The sequence below is a fragment of the Streptomyces sp. NBC_01439 genome (genome assembly GCF_036227605.1).
Taxonomy (GTDB): Bacteria; Actinomycetota; Actinomycetes; order Streptomycetales; family Streptomycetaceae; genus Streptomyces.
The window spans coordinates 9,185,037-9,208,307 of record NZ_CP109487.1 but is presented as its reverse complement, the minus strand read 5'-3'; the positions used below and the strand labels follow the sequence as shown (position 1 = coordinate 9,208,307).

Below are 23,271 nucleotides of genomic sequence, written 5' to 3'. Positions count from 1 at the left end.
AAAAGTACAACTACTCCGACTTTGCAGTCGGTTGCCTTTACGATCGAGTCCCCTCAAGGGGGTAAGGTGGCGGAATGACCGGGACAACGACAGGACGTCGCGAACGCAAGAAGGCCCAGACGAGGCAGGCCTTGACGGATGCCGCAGTGCGGCTGTTCACCGAGCGCGGCTTCGACAACGTCGGTGTACGCGAGGTGGCGGAGGCGGCCGACGTCTCGCTGAGCACTCTCTTCAAGCACTTCCCCAGCAAGGAAGCCCTCGTCTTCGACCTGGACACGGACATCGAGAGCGCCCTCGTCGCCGCCGTTCGCGACCGAGCCCCCGACCAGCCCGTGCTGCACGCCCTGCGCGACCACATGGTGCGCACCCGGACCTCCGTGCGGACCGACGATCCCACTTTCGTCCTCGTCGAATCCACCCCCGCGCTGCGGGACTACGCCCGGCACATGTGGTTGCGCCACGAGAAGGCGCTGGCCGCCGTCCTCGCCGAGGCCACCGGGCTCGCCCAGGAAGCCGCCGCCGTCACCGGCCTGGCACGCTTCACGCTGGAATCCGCCAGCATCGCCCGTACGAGCGAGGACCCGGCCCGAACCATGCGCGACCTGTTCGCCCTGCTGGAACAAGGCTGGGCCACCACTCCCCTGGCGGGACGGGAAGACCAGACCGATTGGGACGGGTGACCCGACACGGGGAACATTCGCCGTTGTCGGGGCGTGGCGACGGGGTCGGGTGGCGGCGCGGTTGTCGGGGGCCGTGAATCAGTTCTGGGTCAGTGCACTGCGGCGGCGCGTTCCAGTTGAGCGGTCTCCCCGTGAGCCGTCGGCTGTCGTCGCAGCGGGTACAGCAGGAACGCGCCGAAGGCGAGTGCGAGGACGGCGAGGGGGATGCCGCCGAGCATGAGGCGCATGCCCCAGGTGGCCCCATCGGACTGGCGTGCCGCGCCCGCTTCGTATCCCGTGGCGGAGAGTACGACGGAGGTGATCGCTGCCTGGATGGAGACCGACCAGCAGACGATGAACCCGTTCATTGAACCGTTCCGGGTTCGGTAGGGACTCGATCGTTTGAGAGGATCGAGTCATGGCACGTCCTTCCCAGTACCCGCTTGAGCTGCGCCGTCGTGCGGTGCGGATGGTCGCCGAGGTGCGGCCCGACTACGACACCGAGTGGGCTGCGATGAAAGCGGTCGCCGCGAAGCTCGGCATCGGCACGACCGAGACGCTGCGCAAGTGGGTCCGTCAGGACGAGATCGACGCCGGGACCCGGCCGGGGACGACGACGGAGGAGTCGGCCGAGCTGAAGCGGCTGAAGAAGGAGAACGCCGAGCTGAAGCGGGCGAACGAGATCCTCAAGGCCGCGGCGAGTTTCTTCGCGGCCGAGCTCGACCGGCCACACACACGCTCGTAGCGTTCATCGACGAGCACCGGGACCGCTTCGGCGGAGTCGAGCCGATCTGCCGTGTTCTGACCGAGCACGACTGCAAGATCGCCCCGTCCACCTACTACGCCCACCACAAACGCCGGCAGGCACCCTCGGCCCGCACCGTTCGCGACACCGAGCTGAAGACCTTGATCAAGGAGGCATACGACGCCAACTACCGTGTCTACGGCGCGAGGAAGATCTGGCGGCACCTGAACCGCCAGGGCCAGACCGTGGCCCGCTGCACCGTCGAACGGCTGATGCGCGAGCTCGGCATCACCGGCGCGGTCCGCGGCAAGAGAGTGATCACCACGATCCCGGACCCCTCCGCGCCCAGGGCGCCGGACCTGGTCGACCGCGACTTCGTCGCGTCCGCGCCGAACCGCTGCTGGGTCGCCGACTTTACCCACGTCGCCACGTTCTCCGGCGTCGTCTACGTCGCCTTCGTCGTGGACACCTTCTCCCGCCGCATCGTCGGCTGGTCCGCCTCGACCACGAAGCAGACCCGGCTCGTCCTGGACGCACTGGACATGGGACTGTGGCAACGCGACCGCGACCAACACCCGCCCTTGCTAGGCGAGTTGGTTCATCACTCGGACGCGGGCTCGCAATATACGTCCTTCACGCTGGCCGATCACTTGGAGAAGGCCGGCATCGCCGCCTCGATCGGATCGGTCGGCGACGCGTACGACAACGCGCTGATGGAGTCCACGATCGGCCTCTTCAAAACCGAGGTGATCAAGCCGCAGCGGCCCTGGCGATCCCTCGCCCAGGTCGAGCTGGCCACCGCCGAATGGACCGACTGGTACAACCACACCCGGCTCCACGGTGAGATAGGGCACATCCCGCCCGCCGAATACGAAACCAACCACTACCTGGCAACCACGAAACCCCAGGTCACACACACCATCTGAGATCTCTACCGAACCCGGAACGGTTCAAATCGTGGCACGGGAGCCGATACGGACGTTGTCGAAGCGGTAGCGGTTGCCGTCACTGTCACGCAGCGTCCAACCACGCAGGTTGATCGCATCGCGGGTGGTGTTCGTGATCTCCACCCACTCGGCGTTCAGAGACCGGTTGGAGTGGTCATCGCGTCCGGGACTGTCGGCCTGGACCCGGCTGATCTCCACCCGCGGCCGCTGGTGATGACGGCCTCCATCGTGCGCAGCCGCCGGCAGAGCAGCAGCAGAAACGATCGCGCCGGCAGCCACAACAGTGGCCGCGATACGACGCACGGAGGAAGAAGCAGAAGACATGGGTGACGCTCCCTCAAGAACAGTGCCTCACCAACCGAAACACGATGGTGGAGACAGTGGTGGAAATGGCTCGGGGTGAGCCGTTGGCCACACTCTCGACCCGACACGAACCCCACCGCAGCACCCACCGACACCAGTTACCAGACACGGACACATCCGTCACACTCACCTGCACACTGCACCCACCCCACCCGAACATGCCCCTGACATTCACTGAGCCCTACACCCACCCGCCCCACACACCACACCCCCCACACAACTCGCTCCGACGCACCACCAGGCGCACCCCTCCCCCACCTCACCCACCCGGACCAACCAACCAAGTAACAACCGTTCTGCAGAATTCTTCGCACACAAACCCACAAACCGCACACCCATCACAACCCGCCAGATCCCGCAAAAGCCCAACACCACCGGACACGAGACAACCCCCGGAACCACACCAGCAGGGCAGGGCAGCACAGCGCACCGGCGAAAACCACATCCACGTCACGATCCTGCACCCGCCACCGCAGGCGGCAAGCGGTCGGATGCCGGATCCCGGCTACGCCACTGCGTCGCCGTCAGTGTCCGACTTCCCCCTCACAGGTCATCCGCGTCTACGATCCGGACGATGACGCGCACGGGCTCAGGGGCGGTGTAGGGGAGGTCGTAACCGGTGTCGGCTATCCAGCGGGGCCCGCGCACGGGTAGCTCGCCCGCCTCGCCCACGGGAATGCTGCCGTAAAAGCTGATCTCCGTCTCACTGAGCAGGGCCCCGTCTCCCCCCAGGGCCTCGACGACCAGTCCGGGCAGGCTCACGTCGAAGGGGCACTCGTCCTCGAGCGTCGAGTCCTGGTCGCGCCAGTCGTGCGCGGCTAGGTGGACGGCGAGCAGCTCCTCGGGAGCTCCGATTTCGACGCTGCCGGCGAGGTGGACGCGCAGCCGGCTGTCGTACGGGTCATGGAGGAGATGGGCGCTGATCGTGCTCACCGTGAGCCGTACTGCGCTGATCTGTGTCGATTTGTCGATCACCTCGACCGGGAGCACCGTGTGCTTCTCGGGCGCGAGGTCGAAGTCGGACTCGATCTCCTCCAGGTCCAGGGCCGTGATCCGCAAGGTGATTTCCTCGGGCGCCAGGGGGCTCTCGCACTCCCACGAGCTACTCTTCTCGCAGAGGCGCCAGGGACGCTCGGACAATGTCGTCACGGTCTCCATCACAAGCCGCTTGTAAAGGGGCGGGGTGGGCGAACCCGTACGGCCGACGGCGAGCAGGAGGGCAGGCGCGTAGTCACCACCGCCGAAGCGGTCGGACCGATCCTGCCCGAGGAACCGGGCGGTCCCAGAGAGCTCGATCTCCTGATAGTGCTCCCACTCCCCGTATGTCGTGGTGATCAGGCGCGCCCCGATCTCGTCGATGCGCCAGCCCAGCTGGGACAACGACGGCTCGTCGACCTCTAGTTCCAGCCGCTGCACTGTCTTGTCGTCGTCGCACACCGGTGCGCCTGCCCTCCTCGCGGAACCCGCGTTTCATGAGCCGGACCTGGCTCGACAGGGGACGATAGCTCCTGTTCGGGGCGTGGCGTCGAGGGGGTGCGTACGGTGTTGGGGGCGGCAGCGGGACCGGATGGCTGTCGGTCGCCGGGGGTGGGCGGTCGGGGGTGGACGGTCGGGGGCGAGTGCCCGGCGGCGGACGACGGGCCGCCGGGCGGGCGTGGCTCAGACCAGGGCGTTCTTGTAGAAGATGCTGGAGCGCCGGTCGCCCTCCACGCCGGTGGCGAAGCCGATGAAGAGTCGGGCCTCGCCGGCGTCGGTGCGGTAGATCGCCAGGCCCTCGGGCTCGCGGTGGTGGAGGGTGGAGCCGGCCTTGGTGAGGACGGGGCCCTGCGTCACGGTGCCCGTGTTGATGTCGATGGCGGTGACGTAGGTGTTGCCGTCGCCGGTGGGGGTGCCGTCGCCGGGGTACGCGTCACCCGTCAGGTAGTACATGTACGAGCCGTAGAGGGTGTAGCCCTGAGGGGTGCCGGAGATCGTCGGCTGCTTGAAGTCGACGAGCGGGGTGGCGAAGTTGCGCGTCTCGAAGGCGGAGAGGGGGTATACGGCGATGCGCTTGCCGGAGCCGGTGTGGTAGCGGACGATCATGCGCCGGTAGACCGGGTCAACGGAGCAGGTGTACTCGGTGGCGCCGGAGATCGGCCGGTAGGCGGCCGCGGCAGCCGGCGAGTCCAGGGTGGCGTCGGCGGTGTAACGGATCGGGGCGAGTGCGGTGCCGTACCGCTGGTGTTCGCGTCGCACTCGATCCAGCCTTGTTGAGGACGGCGACCGGGCGCGCGTCGGCCTGGCCCCCCGTCGCCAGGTGCACGTCTTGCGACTATTCCAGAGGTCCGCGCGCTGCCGCCACGATCCGCTCCAGCGCCGAGGCGTGCCGCTGGAACGCCTGACGCCCGTACGGGGTGAGGCGGAGGTGGGTTTGCCGTCCCGTGCGGCTCCGTGTCTTTTGGACCTCGACGTACCCTGCGTCCGCCAATGCGGCGACCTGCTTGGACAGGGCCGAGTCGCTGGTGCCCACCGCGTTCCGGACGAATCCGAACTCCACCCAGTCGGCCGGGGCCAGGAGCGCGACCACCGAGAGTCGCGCCGGGACGTGCAGGAACTCGTCGAAGTCGGGATCCATCAGGCGTGTCCGTTCCTGCGGATGAAGTTCCCGACGACCGGGCGCAGCGCGTACGAGGCGGCCGTGGCCGTCAGGGCGGTGACGGCTGCGGCGAGGGTGTGCCGTGCCGGCAGGCCAAGGAAGTAGGCGCCGATGGCCAACGTCCAGAAGAGGACGAGAAGGAGGACTCCTATGGCCGTGTAGAACAGCGCCTCCGAGCCGACGATCTTCCGGCGGACGGGGGCCCTGCGCCGCTGCATGAAGAGTCCTCCCAGGGTCAGAACGTTTCCCGTAAGGACCGCGGCGGTCTTCCAGGGGTTCGGGAGATCGAAGGACGAGCACGCCGCGAACAGGCCCAGCGCCGCAAGGATCAGGTAGGGACGGGAGTGGGCGTGGCGCACATATGCGTCGAGCGTCTGCTCCTGACGGTGGTGTATGGCGTTGAGGGCGGTCTGGGCGTCGTAAGTGGTCATGGGCGTGTCCCTGGTCATCGGTCTTCCGTGTACTTTCCCATGAGGAAAGTACCACCTTCTTTCCGGAGAGGAAAGAAGGTGGTCCGGGGTCAACTCGGCCCGCTGGAGGCCGAGAAGCCGAGGAGCCGAGGAGCCGAGGAGCCGGCGGGCCAACTGAAGCAGCTCCAGGTGGAGCGGCTCGGCTCAACGGACCGTGACGGAGGCAGCAGTTACGGGGCAGCGCCACACCACGACGGCTCCCGTCGGTGATACTGCGCTGACCGTCCCGTCTCCCCAGGGCACGCCGGTCCTGTTGAACGGGTGGAGGAGCCGGTGGGGCGTGTGCCTCAGCGCGCGAACTCGGGGGCATTCTCCGTGGGTAGCGTGCGAAGCATTCGGAGCGGTGACAGGAAGTTCGGAAGGACGCTCAGCGTCATACCAGCTGCGCCGATCCACAAGGTGCCGGTTGCTCCGAAAGCAGATCCCGAGGCTCCACCCAGAAGCCCACCAAGAGGAATGCCACCACAAGAAACGAATCGGGCTGTTGCGCTCATCCGGCCCAGGAGCCGATCCGGCGTCAGGGCCTGTTGGATGCTCGATTGAGCCACCACCCGAACGACTCCGCCCAGCGAAAGGGCCGCGAGTCCGAGCGCAGCCGCGGACACGCTCCAACCCGTTCGCGCCAACGGCATGAGGACGGTCAACGGACAGGTGACGAGTGGTGCGAGCCAGATGACCGGGCCTTGCCCGACCCACTTCGAGGCCCTCGTGGCCAACAGCGCACCCGTCAAGGCACCGCAACCCATTCCCGACAGAACGAGGCCGATGCTGGAGGGCCGGAGGCCTAGCTCCCGCTCCAAAAAGACCAGCAACATGGTTTGATACATGACCAGAAAGAGATTGAATATCGCATCCCCCAACACGATTGCACGCAGGATGGGATGCCCCGCGAGGAACCTCATTCCTTCCTTGATCTCTCGACCCAGTTGGGGAGCCCCGCTCGACTCTGGCTTATGTTCGCGCTTCCGGATGGTGATCGTGAACAACCCCGACATGGCCATCCCTGTCGAACTCAACAAAAGCGTTGTAGTTGATCCGGCCAGGCCGACCAGCGGCCCTGCCAATGCCGGCCCGCTGATACTGGCCGTCGAGCGTATCGCTGCCAGCTTTGAGTTTCCTTCCAGGAGACTACTGCGCCCCACCAAGTGGGGTAGATAGCTGACGTACGCAACATCGAAGAATACGGTCAGCATTCCGTGAACCAAGGCGACTGCGCAGAGCCACCAGATGGTGAGAAGGCTTGCCCACCACGCCGCCGGTATCGTCAAGAGGACGAGTGCGCGGGCCAGATCAGTGCCGATCATCACCGATCGTTTCCGCATACGGTCCACCCAGGCGCCCGCCGGCAGCCCGACCAGGAGCGGTCCTGCCGTGGTCACCGCGGCCATCAGTCCGACCTGGAACTCATCTGCGTGCAATGCTGCGATGGCAGCCATAGGCAGGGCCAGAAAGATGATGCGGTCGCCCAGTTGGCCGAGTGCAGTGGCGACGAACAATCGGCCGAAGTCCCGATCGCGCAAGAGACCGAGCCGGGGAGTTTTTGACATTCCAATGCCCTACTGTCGGTTTTGCGACGTTCCTCCGATGCTTTCAACGGCTACCGGCGATCGACTCCGAACTCGTAGACCACTTCGCGGCACGCGTCCGGAATGACCATGTCGGCCGTTTCAACCGGACGTCCGGCCGTGTCGAAGATGGTCCGCTCGATTTGGAGCACGAGGTCCCCCACGCTGATCCCCAGGAGGTTCGCCTGCACCTGGGTGGCACGAGCCGGGCGTGGCACTTCGACCACGGTCGAGATGACCACGCCGATGGAGCGCATGCGCTCAACCACTCCTTTCCCCGCCAGGGGACCCATCTCGGGCAGCACGATCGGCGTTCCGTCCGTGATGGCCATTGGCTCCCAGGATTCGGAAAGCTGGACGGGTTGCCCCTCGGCGAGGAACTCGTAATGCGTGTTGACGCACAGGTTTCCGGGGCTGATGGCGAGCCGCTCGGCGATCGGCTTGGGGGCGGGGACGCGGACCTGACTGTGTGCGTCCCATGCGTCGGCCCTACCCCGCTCCTTCCTCTCCGGCCGGGGGCGAGTGCCGTCCCCGCGTTCGTGGTGTCGCGAGCGAACCAACCGCAGGCGCTCTCGTGGCATGCGGACGTAGGTACCCGAGCCGGCACGCCCTTCGAGGAGACCGTCGATGATCAAACGGTCCATGGCCCTCTGCATGACGTTGCGTCCGACCCCGTACTCCGCGGCGAATCGTGCCCGGGACGGCAGGCGCTCCCCGATGGCCCACTCTCCCGCGAGAATCCGTGCGCGCAGCACGTCGGCCACTGCGAGGTAGGGCGCCTCTCGGGGCATGCTCGATCCTCCGGTTGTCCTGCACAGCGGCCGCTGGTCGTTCCCAGGGGCGTTTGGCAAGCTACTGCACCGGGTGAAAGTTGCTGGAGTAGAAATACGCTCGGCGCTCATCCGCCTACGGAGGTATGCGGCATCGCGGCGGCCCCAGAAGGAAACGTCGAAGTAGTCGATGTCGGTGAACTCGACCCGGAGCCGGTCGGCTCGGGTTCCGCCGCCCTTGAAGTAGACCTCCTGGAGCCCCTCGGCGACGATCACCCGCAGATCCCCGCTGCCCGGTTGCCCCGCCGCCCCGCTGCCATACAACGGCGAATGGCAGGGCTTGCAGGCCATTCCGCTCGACCACAGCTCCGACTCCCACAGAGCGCCGGCACTCCACCTTCACTGAGAATCGCTGCGGGTGGTCACCCATCGAAGGTCTGTGGTGGCCAAGCGAGGAGGATCAAGGCGATGGGATGATCCTCCGCTCCACGGCGGAAAAGTAGTGCCTCAAAACGTCACGGGTATCCGGGGTGAACAGGTTCTCCCGCATCGAGGTGAGGAGCTCGGACTCCGACATCCAGCCGTGCCACATCACTTCGTCCGGGTCAGGACACAGGTTGTCGGACAGGACAGCCTCGTGCACGGCGAGCCAATGGGGGCTGAGCCCGTTGCGGTTCAAGAACTTCGCGATGAAGCGGACCGGCGCTCGAACACCCAGTTCCTCGGCCAGTTCGCGCGATGCGGCTTCCTCATAGGACTCACCCGGGGCAACGGCACCGCCCGACTCCACCTCGTAGTGTCCCGGGAACCGATCGACGTGCTCGGAACGACGGTGCACGAGGATCCGGCCTTCCCGATCCCGGCATACTGTCACGGCAATCCGATGCAACCAGCCACGGCGAACGGCCTCGCCCCGGGCGACCACTGCCAAGACCTGGTCTTGCTCGTCCACGTGCTCGACCATCTCGTCCACGTGCTCCATACATGGTTGCCGGGGCACGGCCACAGAGGCGGATGCCTGCTGCCGATTGAGTTTCTCCAAGACCCGGTCGCGGAGCAGCTCGTACTCCTCACGGAGCCTGCGCCACTCGGTCACGGGCGGGCGGGGGACAACAACGCCGCCCATGACAGCCTCCTCCGGCCCGAACTGCTCGCGAGTGAGATCGACCTCAATGCCCGTGCTCAGGCGGTTCCACCAGTGGTAGTCCACACGCTCTCCGTTGACGTGGACCTCTCCGCGGATCAGCTCGCCTCCCAGCAGGTCATTGAGCACCATGGCGGTCACCCCGCACTGGTCCCGAGCCGGATTGTCCTCGGTCCAGCGCGATCGGTACTCAGGCGGGCATGTCTCGGCACTCCAGCTGCTGCGAACGGCTCGTTCGATGTCGGAAAGAAGCAACGGCGTCATGCCCGTGATCCTGCCTGCACGCACTGACAACGGCGTGGTTCAGGTGCTGGTGTTCGCGAAGCCGTCGCCCGGAAACGGGACGACGGCGGCTGGCTCGGTCCGAAGGACAAGGCGGAGGACGCAGGCGCGTCACCGCAGAGCGGGTCACCTTGATCTGGACAGTCGTCACCATGCGGCCCGTGTGCACGGGTTGTTGACGGTCGTGCGAGCCGATCGCGCGGTGAGCTGGGGTCACGAACAGCCGGGGAGAGGCCGGTCCGACCCTCGGGGCCGGAGCCCGGGGCCCGGGGCCCAGGGCCCGGAGCCCAGGGCCCAGGGCCCACGGTCCACTACCGTCACCGCCGCCACGCACGAGCGCGGAGACCAGCACGCCTGCGCCCTCCACACCGTCTTCAACGGCCTGGTCGGCGAGCCGTCCCCGCGCCTACTGCGCCGAGAGCCGGGCGATGAACACTCAGCCTCGCTGCAGGACCGGCCGGTTGGCGGCCTCGTACTCGTCCGAGATGCTGAAGAGGCTGGCACATCTCGGACACTCGGCCTTGCCGAAGAGATGGGCGATTCCGTCGGCGAGTACCGCTTGCCCGTCACGGACGGCGGTCTCGCGCATCCATCGGCCGACGCCCGACAGTTCCTCTGCAGCCGCCGGCCGTAGATCACGCCGATCCACGTCGCCCCGGTTCCAGTCCCGAATCGCCGAGTAGCGCCCGTAGTCGCCGATGGCGATGGTCACCTCCACCGCGCAGTGAGGGCAGGCCACGTCGAGGAAGTCGTCCGTGAAGTCTCCCAGTACGTTGGCCCAGTGGTACTGCTCCGAGACCGCGAGCAGTGCGCGGAAGGTCACCGGGTAGTCGACCGGCCGCGACTGCAAGTGCTGGTCCAGGAGTGCGCCGAACTCGGCGATCTCCTGGGCACTGTCCGCCAGGAGATCGTCACCGCCGTGTTGCCCTGCCGCGCGCTCCATGATCTCTCCGGCCAGGTGTCGGGCTTCGGTGCTCCCCGACGCGAGGCGCATCAGCTGGGGCAAGGCGGCGAAGCCTGCGAGTGATACGAGATCACGCTCCAGGACCAGCCGGTGGCCCAGTTCCGTCCACGCTTCGGCATCGTTCGTACGTTCCACTCGTTCCAGGAGCTCGGGAACGCGATCGGTCTCAGATCGCCAGTCGTACATCTGTGCCCAATTGACCACCTCGGCATTGAACCCTCCCGCGGGCTTCGAGTCGACCCGAACCGATCAGGCGACGGCCGTGTGATCAGAGCAGGGCCCTGATGACGTCGCGCTGCTCCGGCAGGCCGGCTTCCTTGAGCCAGCGAAATTTGTTGCCGATGTTTCCCCAGCATGCTTCGTTGGCGGTGACGGCTTGTAGGAGTTCCCGTTGCGCGACCGACAGCGGCTGGCCAGGGCTGTGGCCGTGGGGGAACGCTTTGACGAGCAGCGGACCCCAGTCGCGGTCGACGGTGTGGTCGCTGGCGAGCGGTATCAGGGCCATGGCCGCCGGGGCCAGGTCCTCGAAGGCGTCGACGCGGTCAAGGGCGGCCTTCAGGAGGGTGAAGCGGAGCCAGCCGTCGACGTGAGGGAGGGGGTCGGGGAACCAGTGGTCTGCCTCGACCGGGTTCTGCAGGGCTTCGAGCAGGACGGCGGTGGCGCGGGGCACGCGCGCAACTGAGGAGGCCAGAGCGGCGCAGGCCCGCACGGCTGGATCAGGATCGTCGAGGAAGCCGGTGGTGTCCTGGCCCCAGGCGCCGATCGCCAGGACTGCGGACGCGCGTTCTCGGCGGCTGCCGTCTGCTTCGAGAACGCTCCGCAGGCGGTGGGCGGCACGCGGGACGAACCCGGCGAGGTCGGGTGCCTGCAGAAGCAGGGCGACCGTTCCGAGGGCGACCTCTCGGGTGTCCGGATGCGGGTCGTCGAGGAGCGGTTCGACCGCATCGTAGAGCGCGGGCCGGATGCTCCGGCACAGTCGGGCCGCCTCGAGCTCGTCTTCGTAGTCGCCGTCGCACCCATCCCCGTACTCGCCCTCGCTGGTCGGGTCCTCGCCGTAGGAGGCCGATTCGACGATCTGGCCGAGCCAGTCAAGCAGTGCGGCCCGCAGGGGACGGGCCCGGTCATCCCAGGGGAAGAAGTTCTCGTGCTCGACCGAAGTCTGGGGATGCGTCAAGATCGCTGCTACGAACAGTGCGGCCGGCGGCGTGGAGCTGTAGAGGGACCCTTGGTGCAGCACGGACATCTCCAGCATTCCGAGAGCCTCGGCCTGTACCTCGGGGTCCTCGTCCAGGAGTCGGCACAAGTACGGCGGGATGTCCTCAGCGCTCCCATATGCATGCTGCAGGGCGTCCCATTCGGTTGACATGAGCAGCGCTCTGGCTGCCGGGGGCAGTCCGGCCCGGATGGGGGTGCCACGTTCCTCGTCTCGATTCATCACCTGCACACCCTGCCGAATCGCACTGACAACCCGCCGCACCGGGCTGTCGCGGGCCGGGGCGGGGCAGGGCAGCGGGCCGGGGATCGCGCCGGTAATCGCATCGGATGGGCAGGCCCATGGGGGCGTCCCAGGTGTCAATGACACCCGGGTTTGACGTCGTCGAGCATCTCGGTCTCGACCACACGCCAGCCACGAACGCGGCCGTGCTGCGGGTTCATCACGAAACGTATGAATGAAACGATCGATTCACATGGTCCCGACGATCATTTCACTGCCTGGACGGGACGCGCGATCCTTCACTGCCGGATGAACGAGCATGCCGAGCCGGGGAAGCAGGCCCCAAGGTGCGGTGCTGTCGGTACATCACGTCTCACACGTCTCGGTTTCGCTGGGTCGACCGGGACAGCAGGGCGCAACGATCGCAGCGGTTGTGGAAACGATCGTTGATCTGATTCAGTATCCGTGCACGCTAGGCACTAGCCTCCAGCAATCAGGCCTAACAGACCGAGAATCGACTGCCGGGAGCGTTCGTGACCGACGAGGCCAGCCCTCATCTGAAGAGTCTGGCGCGCCTTCAAGACCTCATCGTGAAGGCCGACCTCGACTGGGCCGTAGTCCTCGACCCAGGACCCCTCGCATTGAGCACCGGGCTGCCGCCATCGGTGGTCACCATGGGGCTGCACGGTCGAGAGATGCCGCTGATGGACCTGCACGAGCAGGTCCATCAGCGCCTCGCGTTCCTTCGAAGTCACCGGCCTCGTCCGGACGGCAAGCCCTACTCCCAGAAGGAAATCGGAGCCGGGGCTGGACTGACGTCGCAGTGGAGCGGCCAGCTTCTGAACGGCGGAAAGAAGCCCAGCCTCGAGCATGCTGCCAGGATCGAAGACTTCTTCGGGGTGCCCCGGGGATTCCTGACGGCGACCCCTTCCCAAGCACTCGATCGCGCCCTCAGCGAGAAGGTGGCCGAGTTGCAGGACGCCCAGGTGGCCGCGCTCCAACAAGCCAATGAGAGATTGCAGGCGGAGCGGGATCGACAGGAAGCACTGCTCCAACAGGGCGAGCGAAACCGGGTGAAGTCCCTCTCCTTTCGCGGTCCTTCGCCGCAAGTGAAGCGCGAGGTCCTTGAGGAGCTGCTCGCCTCCATCGTTGACGAAGAGGCGTGACAGTGGCGGTTTCCACCGAGACATCGCCAGCACGTCTGACATCGCGCCGAACTGCGCGGAGGCAAGGAGGCACGGGTGGCGAGCGTTAGCAGCCGGCGCGAACAGCAGCGCCTGGAAGACGAAATGGTCGCGCTGTGCGCGGAGCTGGCCAACAGCCTGGGCAAGCCGGCACCTTCGGATACGGATCAGTTGTTCGATCGGATCGCCGCGCACCTCTCCGTGCGGCGGGGACGACCGGTGCGGATCGTCCGTAGGGACTTACCGCGCGAGTTCGGCACCGTGTCGGGCCTGTGGCTGGATCGTGAGATGGATGACGTGATCGTCGTTGTCAGGAACACGAGCCCGCTGCACTCTCTGGTCATCCTGGGGCATGAAATTTGGCACATGGTGCGGGGGCACTGCGGCAGCCATGTGCTCGGTGCACAGGTGACCACCCGACTGCTGGGCGACGGTCTCAGCCCTGCCGGCCTGAGCCAGGCCGTCCTCAGCGTTGCCGCTCGGACTCACGCCGTGCCCGGTGACGAGGCAGAGGCGGAGGCTTTTGGTCGTCGGCTCGGCAGTACGCTTCGCCGCTACGTGGAGCACGACCCGAGTGCCCGCGTCCTCAAGGGGGCGGCCAGACGCATACAGTCTTCCCTCGGTGCGTCGGAGGATTGATGGAGGGGTCCGACTACTACATACCGGCAGCGATTCTCATGGGCGCGTTCCTGCTCAAGGGCCCTGTTCTGGTCCGCCGGTGGCGCGATCCCGCGGTCCGGGCCGTGTCGGGTTTGCTGTTCCTCGGAGGCGTTGGATTCGCCCTTGCCGCGCCACCAACCATCCTTGTGGTCAACAGGGCCGCTGGAGTGCCCAACTTCTCAGCTCCGCTGGTCTATGCCGTCTTGTCCTGCTCCAGTGCCTGGTGCCTCGTGCTGCTGGTCCACTGGATGGAGGGCCCCGGTGCTGAGGCGCGGCGCCAAGTCCGATGGTGGTCGTGGGTCTTTGCGGTCGTGGTGACTTCGATCGGCGCGTTCTTCGCTCTCGGCGATGCGCCTGTCGAGCGGTTGCAGGATCTGGATACGCATTACGCGTCCACGCCGTACATCCGCGAAATGATCACCGTGTACCTCGTGTGGCACTTCGCGCTCTGGTCTGCCTGGCGAACCTATCGCTTGCCGGGTCCTCTGTGGCGCCGCTTTCGCGTGGTGGATCAACCTGACAGCGGTCCGGGCACCCCCAAATGGTGGAGACCTGTAGATGAGCACCTTGTTCACAGGGAAACCGACCTGCAGGACTGGCTCCGCAGGTTGACCTTGACCCCCTACTGGTCGCGGACCATCATGACGGACACGATCGAACAGGCCTCGCGAACCGGGATGCCCACGCAGCACGCTTGGGCCCTTGGCGCCGCGACCATGATTCATCACGCCATCGAGTCGGCTCGGGAAGCGCAGCACACTCACCCCGCCGAAACGCTGGGCACCGGCATCGATTCCCTGACCCCGATCCTCGGGGCCGACTCACACGGCATGGCTCGTGTTGCACGTCAAGACAGGGTCCTTGCCCGCTATTCCACGGCCGCTTGATCAGAAAGAAGCCGACATGAACACCTTCCGGCCCTTTCACGGCCGAACGCGGCTCCGCGTCGCGACGATCGCCGGCCAGTTTCAGCAGCCGTTCTGCGGCCTGCTCCGTCCTTCGGCTGGTGAACAACAGTGACCACTCCTAGCGGACTCAACTTCTACATCCCCGGGGCCCTCCTCTTCCTGGTGGCGTGCGCAAAGCTGCCCGCACTCCTCCGGAACCCGCGTGATGAACTCCTGCGCTCCGTGTGGGTGTTGCTCGTGGTCTCCACGGCGGTGTTCTGGTGCTGTGCTGTCCCGTCCATCGCCGCCTTCAACCGGCTGACGGGCGTCCCGAACGCGGCAGCGCCGTTGGTCTACACCCTCCTCACCGTGTTCTCCGGTTCCAACATCAGCCTCATCATCCGATGGAGCAGCGGACCGGAGGACACCCAGAGGGCGGACCGGTGGTCCAAACGCTGTTACATGGCCACGGGCGTGGTCATCATTGCGATCAATGTGCTCTTCCTCCTCGGCGATGCAAGCGTCGAGAGATTGCGGGACCTGGACACGTACTACGCGTCCACCCCGTTCATCCGTGAAATGATCTTGCTCTATCTCGCCGCGCACACCACCGCAGCCGTCACCATGACGGTCCTGTGCTGTCGGTGGGCACGAGAGGTTCATGGAGAGCTTCGGGTCGGATTGTTGCTGATCGTCGGCGGATATCTACTCAACTTGGCTTACGACGCTTTGAAGTTCACGGCCATTGGCGCCCACTGGGCAGGCCGGAACTGGGACGTTCTCAGCGTTACGTACGCCGCTTCGCTCGCCTCGTTCTCGGCGCTGCTCATCGGGGCCGGCTTCATCTTTCCGCTGTTGTCCCAGCGTTTCATGCACTTCTGGACCCCGTGGCGCCGCTACTACCAATTGCGCCCACTGTGGCGTGAGCTGCGCGAAGCCTCCGAGCACTCCATGGGCATCGGGTCCTCGGCCCGGACACCCATAGAGATCAGGCTGGTTCAGGTCGAGGCCGACATTCACGACGGCATCCTCACCGTGAGTCCGCACATCGACGCACGCATCCGTGCACAGGCTCTGCAGGCCGCAGCAAAGTCCTGCCGCTCCGACGACGAGGCGGCTGCCACCGCAGACGCGGCTGCGCTCGCGCACGCTGTGTCCGTGTGGAGGCAGCACCAGACGGTTGCGGCTGACCCGGAGGAACGCGTGAACGATCACAACGAAACGCTCAGCTCCGCCCACACCCCCACGGGTCTCGTTCGCATGTCCATTGCGCTGTCGTCCGACGTCGTCCAGCGATTTCGCCGCCATGCCGCCGTCGTAGAGAGCAGTACCCGATGACTCAACCCCTCTCGTCACGTGTTATCCGCGCCGTCGTTCTCGGCGGTGGTCTGTCCGGGACACTTGCAGCCGCTGCCCTCGCCTCCCATGTGGATCAGGTATTGATCGTCGAGCACGACGTACTGCCCGAGGAGCCGAAGGCGCGGCGCGGACTTCCGCACGGCGACCACGCCCACATGCTTTGGGCAGGTGGGGCTGATGCAATGGATCAGCTGCTCCCGGGCGTGATCCAGGAGTGTCTGGACGCGGGAGCACACCGCATTCCTGTCCCCACGGGGATGGTCAGCTATGCGCCGGCCGGCTGGTTCCGTCGGAGCTGGGAGCCCACGCACTACCTGATTGGCGCGTTGCGTCAGGAACTCGACCTGGTCGTGCGCAGGCGCGTTCTCGCCCTGCCAACCGTGTCGGTACGTTCCGGGGTCAAGGCCACCGGCCTAGTGGGTAATGCAGCGAAGGTCTGCGGGGTGCGCGTGCGCAATGAGGACCAGGAGCCGGAGACGATTTCGGCGGATCTTGTCGTGGATGCGACGGGGAGGGGGTCGAAGTCTCCGATCTGGCTCGAGGAAATGGGTGGTCCTCGCATTCGCGAGATCACAGTCGATGCCGGGGTCCGCTATGCGAGCCGTCTCTACAAGGCTCCGGCAGGAACCGATGGGAACTGGCCCGTGATCCACATCCAGGCCGATCCGAGAGATGGCACACCCGGCCGAGTGGCTTCGATCATTTCTGTTGGCGGCGGCCGGTGGCACGTGAGCCTGTCCGGGACCCGTGGAGACGAGCCCACGGCCCAAGAAGACCAGTTCGAGCTCTTCGCGCGAAATGCCCGCCATCCCCTGGTGGCCGATGTACTCGCTCGGGCAGAGCCGATCAGCGGCATCGCCGTCTACGGCCGGACCGCCAATCGGCGTCGCTTCTACGATCGGGCACGGCTGCCAGCCGGGTTCGTGGTCCTTGGTGATGCTGCAACCAGCCTCAACCCTGTCTACGGACACGGCATGTCCGCCTCAGCGCTGGGTGCTCTCGCCCTGCGGGCAGTGGCTGATTCGACGTCGGTTCTCTCTCCCCGGTTCGGGCTGAAGGCCCAGCGCCGGATCGCCCGCCCGGCGGCAGACGCGTGGTTGCTGGCAGTCGGTCAGGATCGCTTCTATCCCGGCTCCATGGGCGCGAAGCCGAATGTCCTCGACCGCATTGCGGCACGATATGTTGGACGTCTCACGTACACGGCAACTGACAGTGCCGTCGTGGTCAAGAGCCTGACGGACGTGATGACCATGCGGAAGCGCGCTGGAGTGCTCTTCCGATTGGGCGTTCTGGTGGCAGCCGCCCGGGGTCCGCGCCGGCCGGTTCTCGACGCGCCGCCGCTGACGCCCTCCGAGTTGGAGGTACTGAAGCGGGAGCCCGTCAAACGGTCAGCAGCCCAGAGCTGATTCAGCAGCCGTCTCCTTTCCTGCAAAGGAAACGACACCTTTGATCGCAAGCCTGGTTCGCCAGGCCCCTTCATCCTAGGAGGTTGTCTCACGTGGCACGTTTCGCGAGCTCCTTGTGGCAGGTCGGGGCGGCGACTGCGGCCAGGCCTCGGCTCTGCCGGTTGCTACGTACCACGTCCGGGATTTGAGACCACGAGCAGCCCATGGCAGGCTCGTGCCGCATGATCGATGAATTCGCGAAAGACACCCTGCACGGGAGACTGCGGCGGGACCGCGAGGCGCTGCTCTGGAAGCTCGACGGCTTGTCCGAATACGAGGCCCGCCGACCTTTGACGGTGACCGGGAACAACCTCCTCGGTCTGGTCAAACACGTGGCCACTGTGGAGGCCAGGTATTTCGGCGAGGTCTTCGACCGCCCTTCCCCGGAACCGCTGCCCCGGTGGCAGGACTCCGACGGCAGCGATCTGTGGGCGGCCGAGGACGAGACCCGCGATCAGATCATCGGGTTCTACCGGCGCACGTGGGAACACTCGGACGCGACGATCAACGAGCTTCCCCTCGACGCCGCCGGCCACGTGCCGTGGTGGTCGGAGCCCTATGCCGACACGAACCTGTTCGCCGTCATGGTCCATGTCCTCGGCGAGGCCAACCGGCATGCCGGGCACGCCGACATCCTGCGCGAGGGCCTCGACGGCCGGACCGGGTTGCGCCCCGAACACGAGAAGCAGATCGACGAGGAAGCCCGTGCAACCTACTGCGCGAAGATCGAGCAGGCCGCCAGGTCGGCCGCGCGCATCGAAGCGTCCGGTTCCTGACGAACTCTGCTGACTGGTCGCCCCGTTACTGCCGTCGTTCGCTGCTCGTCCGCAAGGCGGTGGGACCGCTCCCTGTGACGAGCCGGCCGTGTTCACCGCCGTGGTGTACGCGCTGACCCGGGCAGCCGGACGGCTGCCGCCTTCCGACGACCCGCCGCCGTAGCTGGCGCCGCGCGCCCGCCGGGGATTACGGGACAGCCCTTAGGGGGCCTCGAACCGTCGGCCGGTGTACGCGGGTGTGTCGGAGGGCTGGCTGATCCCGACGTAGCGCTGGAGGCCCGTGCGGGCCCGGGGCAGGGCGCGGACAAAGGTGTGCAGTCGGTCGGGCGAAGGGCTGCATGGGAGCGGCCGGAAAGGCATACGGGTTCCGTCCTGGCGGGGGCTGGCCCGGCGGCGAGGTGCGGGCCGCAGCAGTATGTCGACTGCCCGCACATGGGTACGTGCGTGCGGCGGTGCCGGGCCGGCCCGTTCGCGTTCTTGTGGGTCAGCCGTTGGCCAGCGCGGTGGACCCGGGGCCGCCAGATGTGCTGAGGCGCTCGCCGCTTGGGCTGGGGTGTGGGGGGAGCCAGCCGCGGATGGCGGCTTGGACTCCGGCTTGGAAGCGGGTGTCGGCGTCGAGTTCCTCCAGCATGCGGGTGATCCGTCGGCGGGCGGTGTGTACGTGCACACCGAGGCGGCGGGCAATGGTTTCGTCCTTCAGTCCGGAGGCGAGCAGCCCGAGGAGTTCCCGTTGGTCCGCGGTGAGCGGGCCGCCGGGGCTGCCGAGGGGGGTGGCGCGCACCCATAGGGATTCGAACAGGGGTAGGGCGGCCTGGTGCAGCAGGCGGTCGCCGATCACCAGGGCCGCTCCCTCGCCTCCTTCGTCGTTGCCGGGCGGCGGGGGTAACAGGCACGTACGTCGGTCTACGAGGACCAGGGCGGTGGGCAGGCTCTGTCCGATGCGGGCCTGGAGGCCGAGTCCGGTGAGGGCGACGAGCTCCTGTGCCCGGTCGGGGAAGTCGGTGCCGCGCCGGTCGGTGACGGTACGTACGGTGACGCCGCGCGCCAGTAGGTGTCGTATGCGGTCCGCGCCGGCCTCCCCGGTAGGGCGGGGCGTCCTGGTGCTGCCGGCCTCCCTTGTGCTGCCGGCCTCCCCGGCCGTCCGGGTGGCGCGGTCGAGGATCAGGACTTCCGTCTCGGCTGCTTCGAGCATGGTGTCGAGGCGGGCTCCGGCCGCTTCGCTGCCGTTGAGGATCTCGATGCCGGCCAGGGGTCCGGAGGTTCTCGCCGGCTGTGGGGGAAGCCGGTGGGCCAGCCGATCGGCGTAGGAGCGCAGTGACTTCAGGTCGGCCGACTCCTGGTGCAGGAGGGCCTGCCGGCGCTGGATGAGTACGTGCAGTACGGCGGCCGGGTCGGCGGCCGTGTGGATCACCGGCCTGCTGTCGTCCTGCGTGCGGGCCGGAGTCCGGTCGTGCGGGTCGGTTTCGATCATGCGGGGGATTTTGACCGCCTTCACAGAGCCCCCACAAGTGTGCATGGCCACTTCTGAGGGGGGCTCGGGTCTGGTCGGGAGCCGCCCGCGGCGGTTGCATGGCGGCGACTCGCAGCAACGCACCAGGCACTCATGGTTGAGGAGACCCCTTGCCCAAGTACAGCGCAGGTTCGTCGGCACCAACCCCCGCCGCACGACGGATATGGCGGAAAGAGCTCCGCTCCGCCGGAGGAATAGCGGTTCTGTTGGCCGCCGCAATGACCTTGCAGGCGTCGCCGGCGTGGGCCGCGGACCCCGGCCCTTCAAACGCCCTTCCCCCTCAGGGCACCGCGACCCCGGTGCTCGTCGAGGGCTTACGGGAGCCGGTGGACGCCAAGGCCGCCCCGGCCGACGCGGCACGGCAGCACCTCGCCGCGAACAAGAGCCGCTACAAGATCCCGCGGGCGGGCAGCGACCTGGTCCCCCTGGCTGCGACGGCCACCGGGGCCAAGGACGAGACGGTCCGGCTGCAGCAGAAGCACCGCGGTGTCGACGTCCTGGGCGGCCAGTACGTCGTGCGCATGCAGAAGCAGGACGGCAAGCGCGTGGTCACCGGCACCTCGGGGCACTACTTCACCGCCCTGAGCACCGACGTCACCCCCCAGGTCAGCGAGGACCTCGCGGTCCGCCGTGCAGTGGCCGCCACGGCCCGCCGGCTGGGAGCAGCGCTCGACAAGGACCGGGCACCGCAGTCCGAGTCCGGTGATCCGGCAGCCACCGGGATGACCGGTGACGCCAAGGGACTCGTCGTCCTGCCCAAGGGGGGCGGTGTCCTCGCCTACCGCGTCACCGTGCGGGGTACCGCGCCCGGTTCCGGGGCTCTGGTCGTGGACGAGGTGTACGTGGACGCCCGCTCGGGCTATCCGGCGCTCCAGTACAGTGCGTTGAAGACGATGGCGGCCCCCGCGGCCCCCGCGGCCGGTGAGGCCGCCGACGGCCCGACGGCGGGTGGACCGCCGGCCACTCCGGCGAACCTGGTCCCCGAGACCGGTTCCGGGGCGCGGCTGAGCGGCGCCGCGACCTCGCTGGACATCGCCTACGACCCGGCGGCCGGCAACTACCTGCTCGCGGACGCAGGCCGCATGCGCTCCTCCAGCAAGAGCCTGCTGGGCACGTGGGACGCGCGCGGCAAGTCGGTGTCGGAGACCTCGGGCACGTGGCCCTCCGGCATCACCATGTTCTCCTCCCCGAACACCGCTTTCGGTGCCGCGGCGACGGATTCGGGTGCCGTGGACGCCCACTGGAACGCGGGCCAGGTCTACGACTTCTACAAGAAGAACTTCGGGCGCGACAGCCTCGACGGGAACGGCGGGGCGGTCAACTCCCTGGTCGGCGTGACGTACTACGGCCTGCCCTACGCCAACGCGTTCTGGGACGGCACCAAGATGGTCTACGGCAACGGGGACACGGAGTTCAAGCCGATGTCGGCCGACACGGACGTCGTCGGCCACGAGATGACCCACGGTGTCATCGAGCACACGGCGAACCTGGTCTACGCGGGCCAGTCCGGCGCCCTGAACGAGGCCCTGGCCGACTACTTCGGCAACGCGATCGACGTCACCGCGAGCGGGACGTCGATGAGTGATCCGGCCGCCGGCCTGATCGGCGAGAACCTGTGCCGCACGAAGGCGGCCGCCGACTGTGCCCTGCGCGACCTCAATGACGGGGCCACCACCTCGAAGAGCTTCCTGGGCGTGTCGTTCGCCACCGACAACGGCGGCGTGCACCTGAACTCGACGATCTTCTCGGGCGCGCTGTGGGACATGCGCGAGGACCTGGGCGGCGCCCTGGCCGACAAGATCGTGTACAAGGCGGTCACGGAGTACATGACGCCGCTCGACGGGTTCACCGAGGCGCGGGGCGCGGTGCTCGCGGCGGCCAAGGCGCTCGGTGCGACTTCCGCCCAGCAGAACACGGTCAAGCGGTCGTTCAACGCCCACGGCATCGTCCCGGATTGGGAGCAGGCCCTGGGCATCGACACCGACACCCTCTTCGGGAAGCTGAACACCACCGATTCCGCAGTGGGTGCGGGCGGTGGTTGGTGGACGGCTTCCAAGTCCAATGACGACGGCTCCGAGCCCTACTCGGTCTATGCCGGTCGGCTGGACGGCAAGGGCTCCCCGAAGGTGATCAGCCCCAACGACGGCCGTTACCACACCGCCCCGGCGACCGATGGCAAGACCGTGGTGTGGACGGCGTACGGCCCGACCTCGGTCGACGTCCTCACCCGTCCCGTGGCGGGGGGCCCGATCAAGACCCTGTACAGCTCGGCGACGGGCGTCGCGGGTCTGCGGGTGGAGAAGAACACGGTGGTGTTCGAGGAGTACGACATCTTCGGCGGCCGGCACGTCGGCTACATGCGGCCCACCGACAAGGCCCCGGTCTTCACCGACGGGAAGAAGTGGAACACGCTGACCGCTCTGCCCTCCATCAGCGACAACAAGATCGCCTACGCGAAGCTGTACCCGCAGAACGGTACCTACCGGCTGGGTGTGGAGGTCGTTGACCTGGCCACCGGCAAGGCCGTCATGGCCGAGCAGCTCGACGAGCCGGTGAGCCTCGGACAAACTGGCCTCAACGGCAAGAACGTGTTCTGGGTGGCGGACACCGACGAGAGCGACGGCGGCCTGACGTCGGTGATCAGCTCCGGCCTGGACGGTCGCGGCACCTACATCGTCAGCAGTGAGCACAAGCCGGGCGCCTTCATCGCCTCCGACCTGACGGTCTCGCAGGATGCGCTGACCCTGGTCGCGCAGACGCCCGACACGAGGTACCGCAACGAGTCGCTGCCCAAGCTGTGGCAGCTGACCACCGACGGTTCTCGTCGCGAACGGGTCTCTTGCAACCGTGGTGAGCAGAGCTACCCGGCGGCCGGCGCGGGCCGTCAGGTCGCTTGGCTGGACGCGACCGCCGGCTCCACCGATCTGGTGGTTCGGGAGCGGCCGGCCGGGACCTGCTGATCCCTGCCGATGAGTGAGGGGGCCGACGGCTGTGCCGTCGGCCCTGTGCGTGTCGCCACCTCCTGGTGGGGAGGTGGCGACACGGCCTTCAAGGTGTTAGCACTCGCGCAGGCCCGGGGCGGGGTCGACCGAGGTGTGGAGGTCCACGGCCGCGACGTTGCCCCACTGGCCGTTGTCCAGCTGGGTCCAGTACCAGACGTTGTTGCCGCCGGCGTGCTGGTCGCCGCGGCCCCAGCACTGGAACCAGCTGGGGCTCGTGTTCAAGGGCCCCCGCACCGCGGAGTTGTAGCGGCGGTGCTCGTAGCCCTTGGCGCCCACCCGGTTGCCGCACCACAGCTTGCCGTCGGCGCGCACGCCGCATTCGGTGGCGGCGCTCGTCCCGGTGGCGCTGGTCCCGGTGGCGGACGTCCCGGTGGCGGACGTCGCTCGGGCGGGGCCGGTCACGGTGGCCAGGGCGCCCGCCAGTGCGACGGTGGCGAAGCCGAGGGCGATCTTCCTGCCTGCGTACATG

The 23,271-nt window shown here is 67.2% G+C and carries 22 protein-coding genes and 1 pseudogene; 9 read left to right on the top strand and 14 right to left on the bottom strand.

From position 1 onward, the window contains the following. Positions 1–74 precede the first annotated feature (74 nt). Positions 75–680, top strand: coding sequence for a TetR/AcrR family transcriptional regulator (locus OG207_RS41970; RefSeq protein ID WP_329106747.1), 606 nt, complete (start codon positions 75–77; stop codon positions 678–680). Between the two features lie 89 nt (positions 681–769). Here the strand turns inward: OG207_RS41970 and OG207_RS41965 are convergent, their stop codons facing one another. Next, complete coding sequence (locus OG207_RS41965) at positions 770–1,027, bottom strand: MFS transporter (protein ID WP_329106745.1); 258 nt, start codon at positions 1,025–1,027, stop codon at positions 770–772. A 50-nt stretch (positions 1,028–1,077) separates the two neighbouring features. Between OG207_RS41965 and OG207_RS41960 the strand changes: the two genes are divergently transcribed. Further along, positions 1,078–2,330, top strand: a protein-coding gene (locus OG207_RS41960; protein ID WP_329106743.1) for an IS3 family transposase whose coding sequence is annotated in 2 segments (ribosomal slippage) — positions 1,078–1,357 and positions 1,357–2,330 — 1,254 coding nt in all. Because the reading frame shifts where the segments join, the coding sequence is not laid out codon by codon here. Between the two features lie 24 nt (positions 2,331–2,354). Here the strand turns inward: OG207_RS41960 and OG207_RS41955 are convergent. From OG207_RS41955 to OG207_RS41905, 11 genes and pseudogenes are all read right to left on the bottom strand, one after another. Then, the gene (locus OG207_RS41955; RefSeq protein WP_329106742.1) at positions 2,355–2,675 is read right to left on the bottom strand and encodes a lamin tail domain-containing protein; all 321 of its coding nucleotides are present in this window, start codon (positions 2,673–2,675) and stop codon (positions 2,355–2,357) included. A gap of 582 nt (positions 2,676–3,257) precedes the next feature. Next, on the bottom strand, positions 3,258–4,151 hold the full coding sequence (locus OG207_RS41950) for a hypothetical protein (RefSeq protein WP_329106740.1): 894 nt from the start codon (positions 4,149–4,151) through the stop codon (positions 3,258–3,260). A gap of 222 nt (positions 4,152–4,373) precedes the next feature. Next, on the bottom strand, positions 4,374–4,949 hold the full coding sequence (locus OG207_RS41945) for a phage baseplate protein (RefSeq protein ID WP_329106738.1): 576 nt from the start codon (positions 4,947–4,949) through the stop codon (positions 4,374–4,376). Between the two features lie 76 nt (positions 4,950–5,025). Further along, positions 5,026–5,328, bottom strand: coding sequence for a winged helix-turn-helix domain-containing protein (locus OG207_RS41940; RefSeq protein ID WP_329106735.1), 303 nt, complete (start codon positions 5,326–5,328; stop codon positions 5,026–5,028). Next, positions 5,328–5,780, bottom strand: a complete 453-nt coding sequence (locus OG207_RS41935) for a hypothetical protein (RefSeq protein WP_329106733.1) — start codon at positions 5,778–5,780, stop codon at positions 5,328–5,330. The genes OG207_RS41940 and OG207_RS41935 overlap by 1 nt, the downstream gene beginning before the upstream one ends. 326 nt (positions 5,781–6,106) lie before the next feature. Further along, a complete protein-coding gene (locus OG207_RS41930) occupies positions 6,107–7,366 on the bottom strand; it encodes an MFS transporter (protein WP_329106731.1) in 1,260 nt (419 codons plus the stop codon). Positions 7,367–7,416: 50 nt separating this feature from the next. After that, a complete protein-coding gene (locus OG207_RS41925) occupies positions 7,417–8,175 on the bottom strand; it encodes a GntR family transcriptional regulator (RefSeq protein WP_329108262.1) in 759 nt (252 codons plus the stop codon). A 439-nt stretch (positions 8,176–8,614) separates the two neighbouring features. Further along, entirely contained in the window at positions 8,615–9,136 is a 522-nt protein-coding gene (locus tag OG207_RS41920; protein WP_329108260.1) for an NUDIX hydrolase, read from the bottom strand. Positions 9,137–9,178: 42 nt separating this feature from the next. Next, positions 9,179–9,562, bottom strand: a pseudogene (locus OG207_RS41915) (YunG family protein); the annotation flags it as partial. 454 nt (positions 9,563–10,016) lie between these two features. After that, positions 10,017–10,679, bottom strand: a complete 663-nt coding sequence (locus OG207_RS41910) for a hypothetical protein (protein WP_329106729.1) — start codon at positions 10,677–10,679, stop codon at positions 10,017–10,019. A 133-nt stretch (positions 10,680–10,812) separates the two neighbouring features. Next, the gene (locus tag OG207_RS41905) at positions 10,813–11,910 is read right to left on the bottom strand and encodes a HEAT repeat domain-containing protein (RefSeq protein WP_329106727.1); all 1,098 of its coding nucleotides are present in this window, start codon (positions 11,908–11,910) and stop codon (positions 10,813–10,815) included. 602 nt (positions 11,911–12,512) lie between these two features. Between OG207_RS41905 and OG207_RS41900 the strand changes: the two genes are divergently transcribed. The 6 genes from OG207_RS41900 to OG207_RS41875 all read left to right on the top strand — a co-directional run bounded on the left by OG207_RS41900 (position 12,513) and on the right by OG207_RS41875 (position 18,290). Continuing rightward, positions 12,513–13,145, top strand: a complete 633-nt coding sequence (locus tag OG207_RS41900; RefSeq protein WP_329106725.1) for a helix-turn-helix domain-containing protein — start codon at positions 12,513–12,515, stop codon at positions 13,143–13,145. 75 nt (positions 13,146–13,220) lie between these two features. Then, the gene (locus OG207_RS41895) at positions 13,221–13,802 is read left to right on the top strand and encodes a toxin-antitoxin system, toxin component (protein WP_329106723.1); all 582 of its coding nucleotides are present in this window, start codon (positions 13,221–13,223) and stop codon (positions 13,800–13,802) included. Next, positions 13,802–14,710 (top strand): DUF6545 domain-containing protein, encoded by a 909-nt coding sequence (locus tag OG207_RS41890; protein ID WP_329106721.1) that lies wholly within the window; start codon positions 13,802–13,804, stop codon positions 14,708–14,710. Before OG207_RS41895 ends, OG207_RS41890 begins: the two co-directional genes overlap by 1 nt. A gap of 129 nt (positions 14,711–14,839) precedes the next feature. Then, positions 14,840–16,048 (top strand): MAB_1171c family putative transporter, encoded by a 1,209-nt coding sequence (locus OG207_RS41885; RefSeq protein WP_329106719.1) that lies wholly within the window; start codon positions 14,840–14,842, stop codon positions 16,046–16,048. Further along, a complete protein-coding gene (locus tag OG207_RS41880; protein ID WP_329106717.1) occupies positions 16,045–17,475 on the top strand; it encodes an FAD-dependent monooxygenase in 1,431 nt (476 codons plus the stop codon). Before OG207_RS41885 ends, OG207_RS41880 begins: the two co-directional genes overlap by 4 nt. Before the next feature lie 221 nt (positions 17,476–17,696). Further along, entirely contained in the window at positions 17,697–18,290 is a 594-nt protein-coding gene (locus OG207_RS41875) for a DinB family protein (RefSeq protein ID WP_329106715.1), read from the top strand. 484 nt (positions 18,291–18,774) lie between these two features. Here the strand turns inward: OG207_RS41875 and OG207_RS41870 are convergent, their stop codons facing one another. Then, the gene (locus OG207_RS41870) at positions 18,775–19,761 is read right to left on the bottom strand and encodes a helix-turn-helix transcriptional regulator (protein ID WP_329106713.1); all 987 of its coding nucleotides are present in this window, start codon (positions 19,759–19,761) and stop codon (positions 18,775–18,777) included. A 257-nt stretch (positions 19,762–20,018) separates the two neighbouring features. Between OG207_RS41870 and OG207_RS41865 the strand changes: the two genes are divergently transcribed. Then, complete coding sequence (locus tag OG207_RS41865) at positions 20,019–22,760, top strand: M4 family metallopeptidase (RefSeq protein ID WP_329106711.1); 2,742 nt, start codon at positions 20,019–20,021, stop codon at positions 22,758–22,760. 96 nt (positions 22,761–22,856) lie between these two features. On the opposite strand, the gene OG207_RS41860 is transcribed toward OG207_RS41865, so the two are convergent. After that, positions 22,857–23,270 (bottom strand): hypothetical protein, encoded by a 414-nt coding sequence (locus OG207_RS41860; RefSeq protein WP_329106709.1) that lies wholly within the window; start codon positions 23,268–23,270, stop codon positions 22,857–22,859. Position 23,271: the final 1 nt, after the last annotated feature.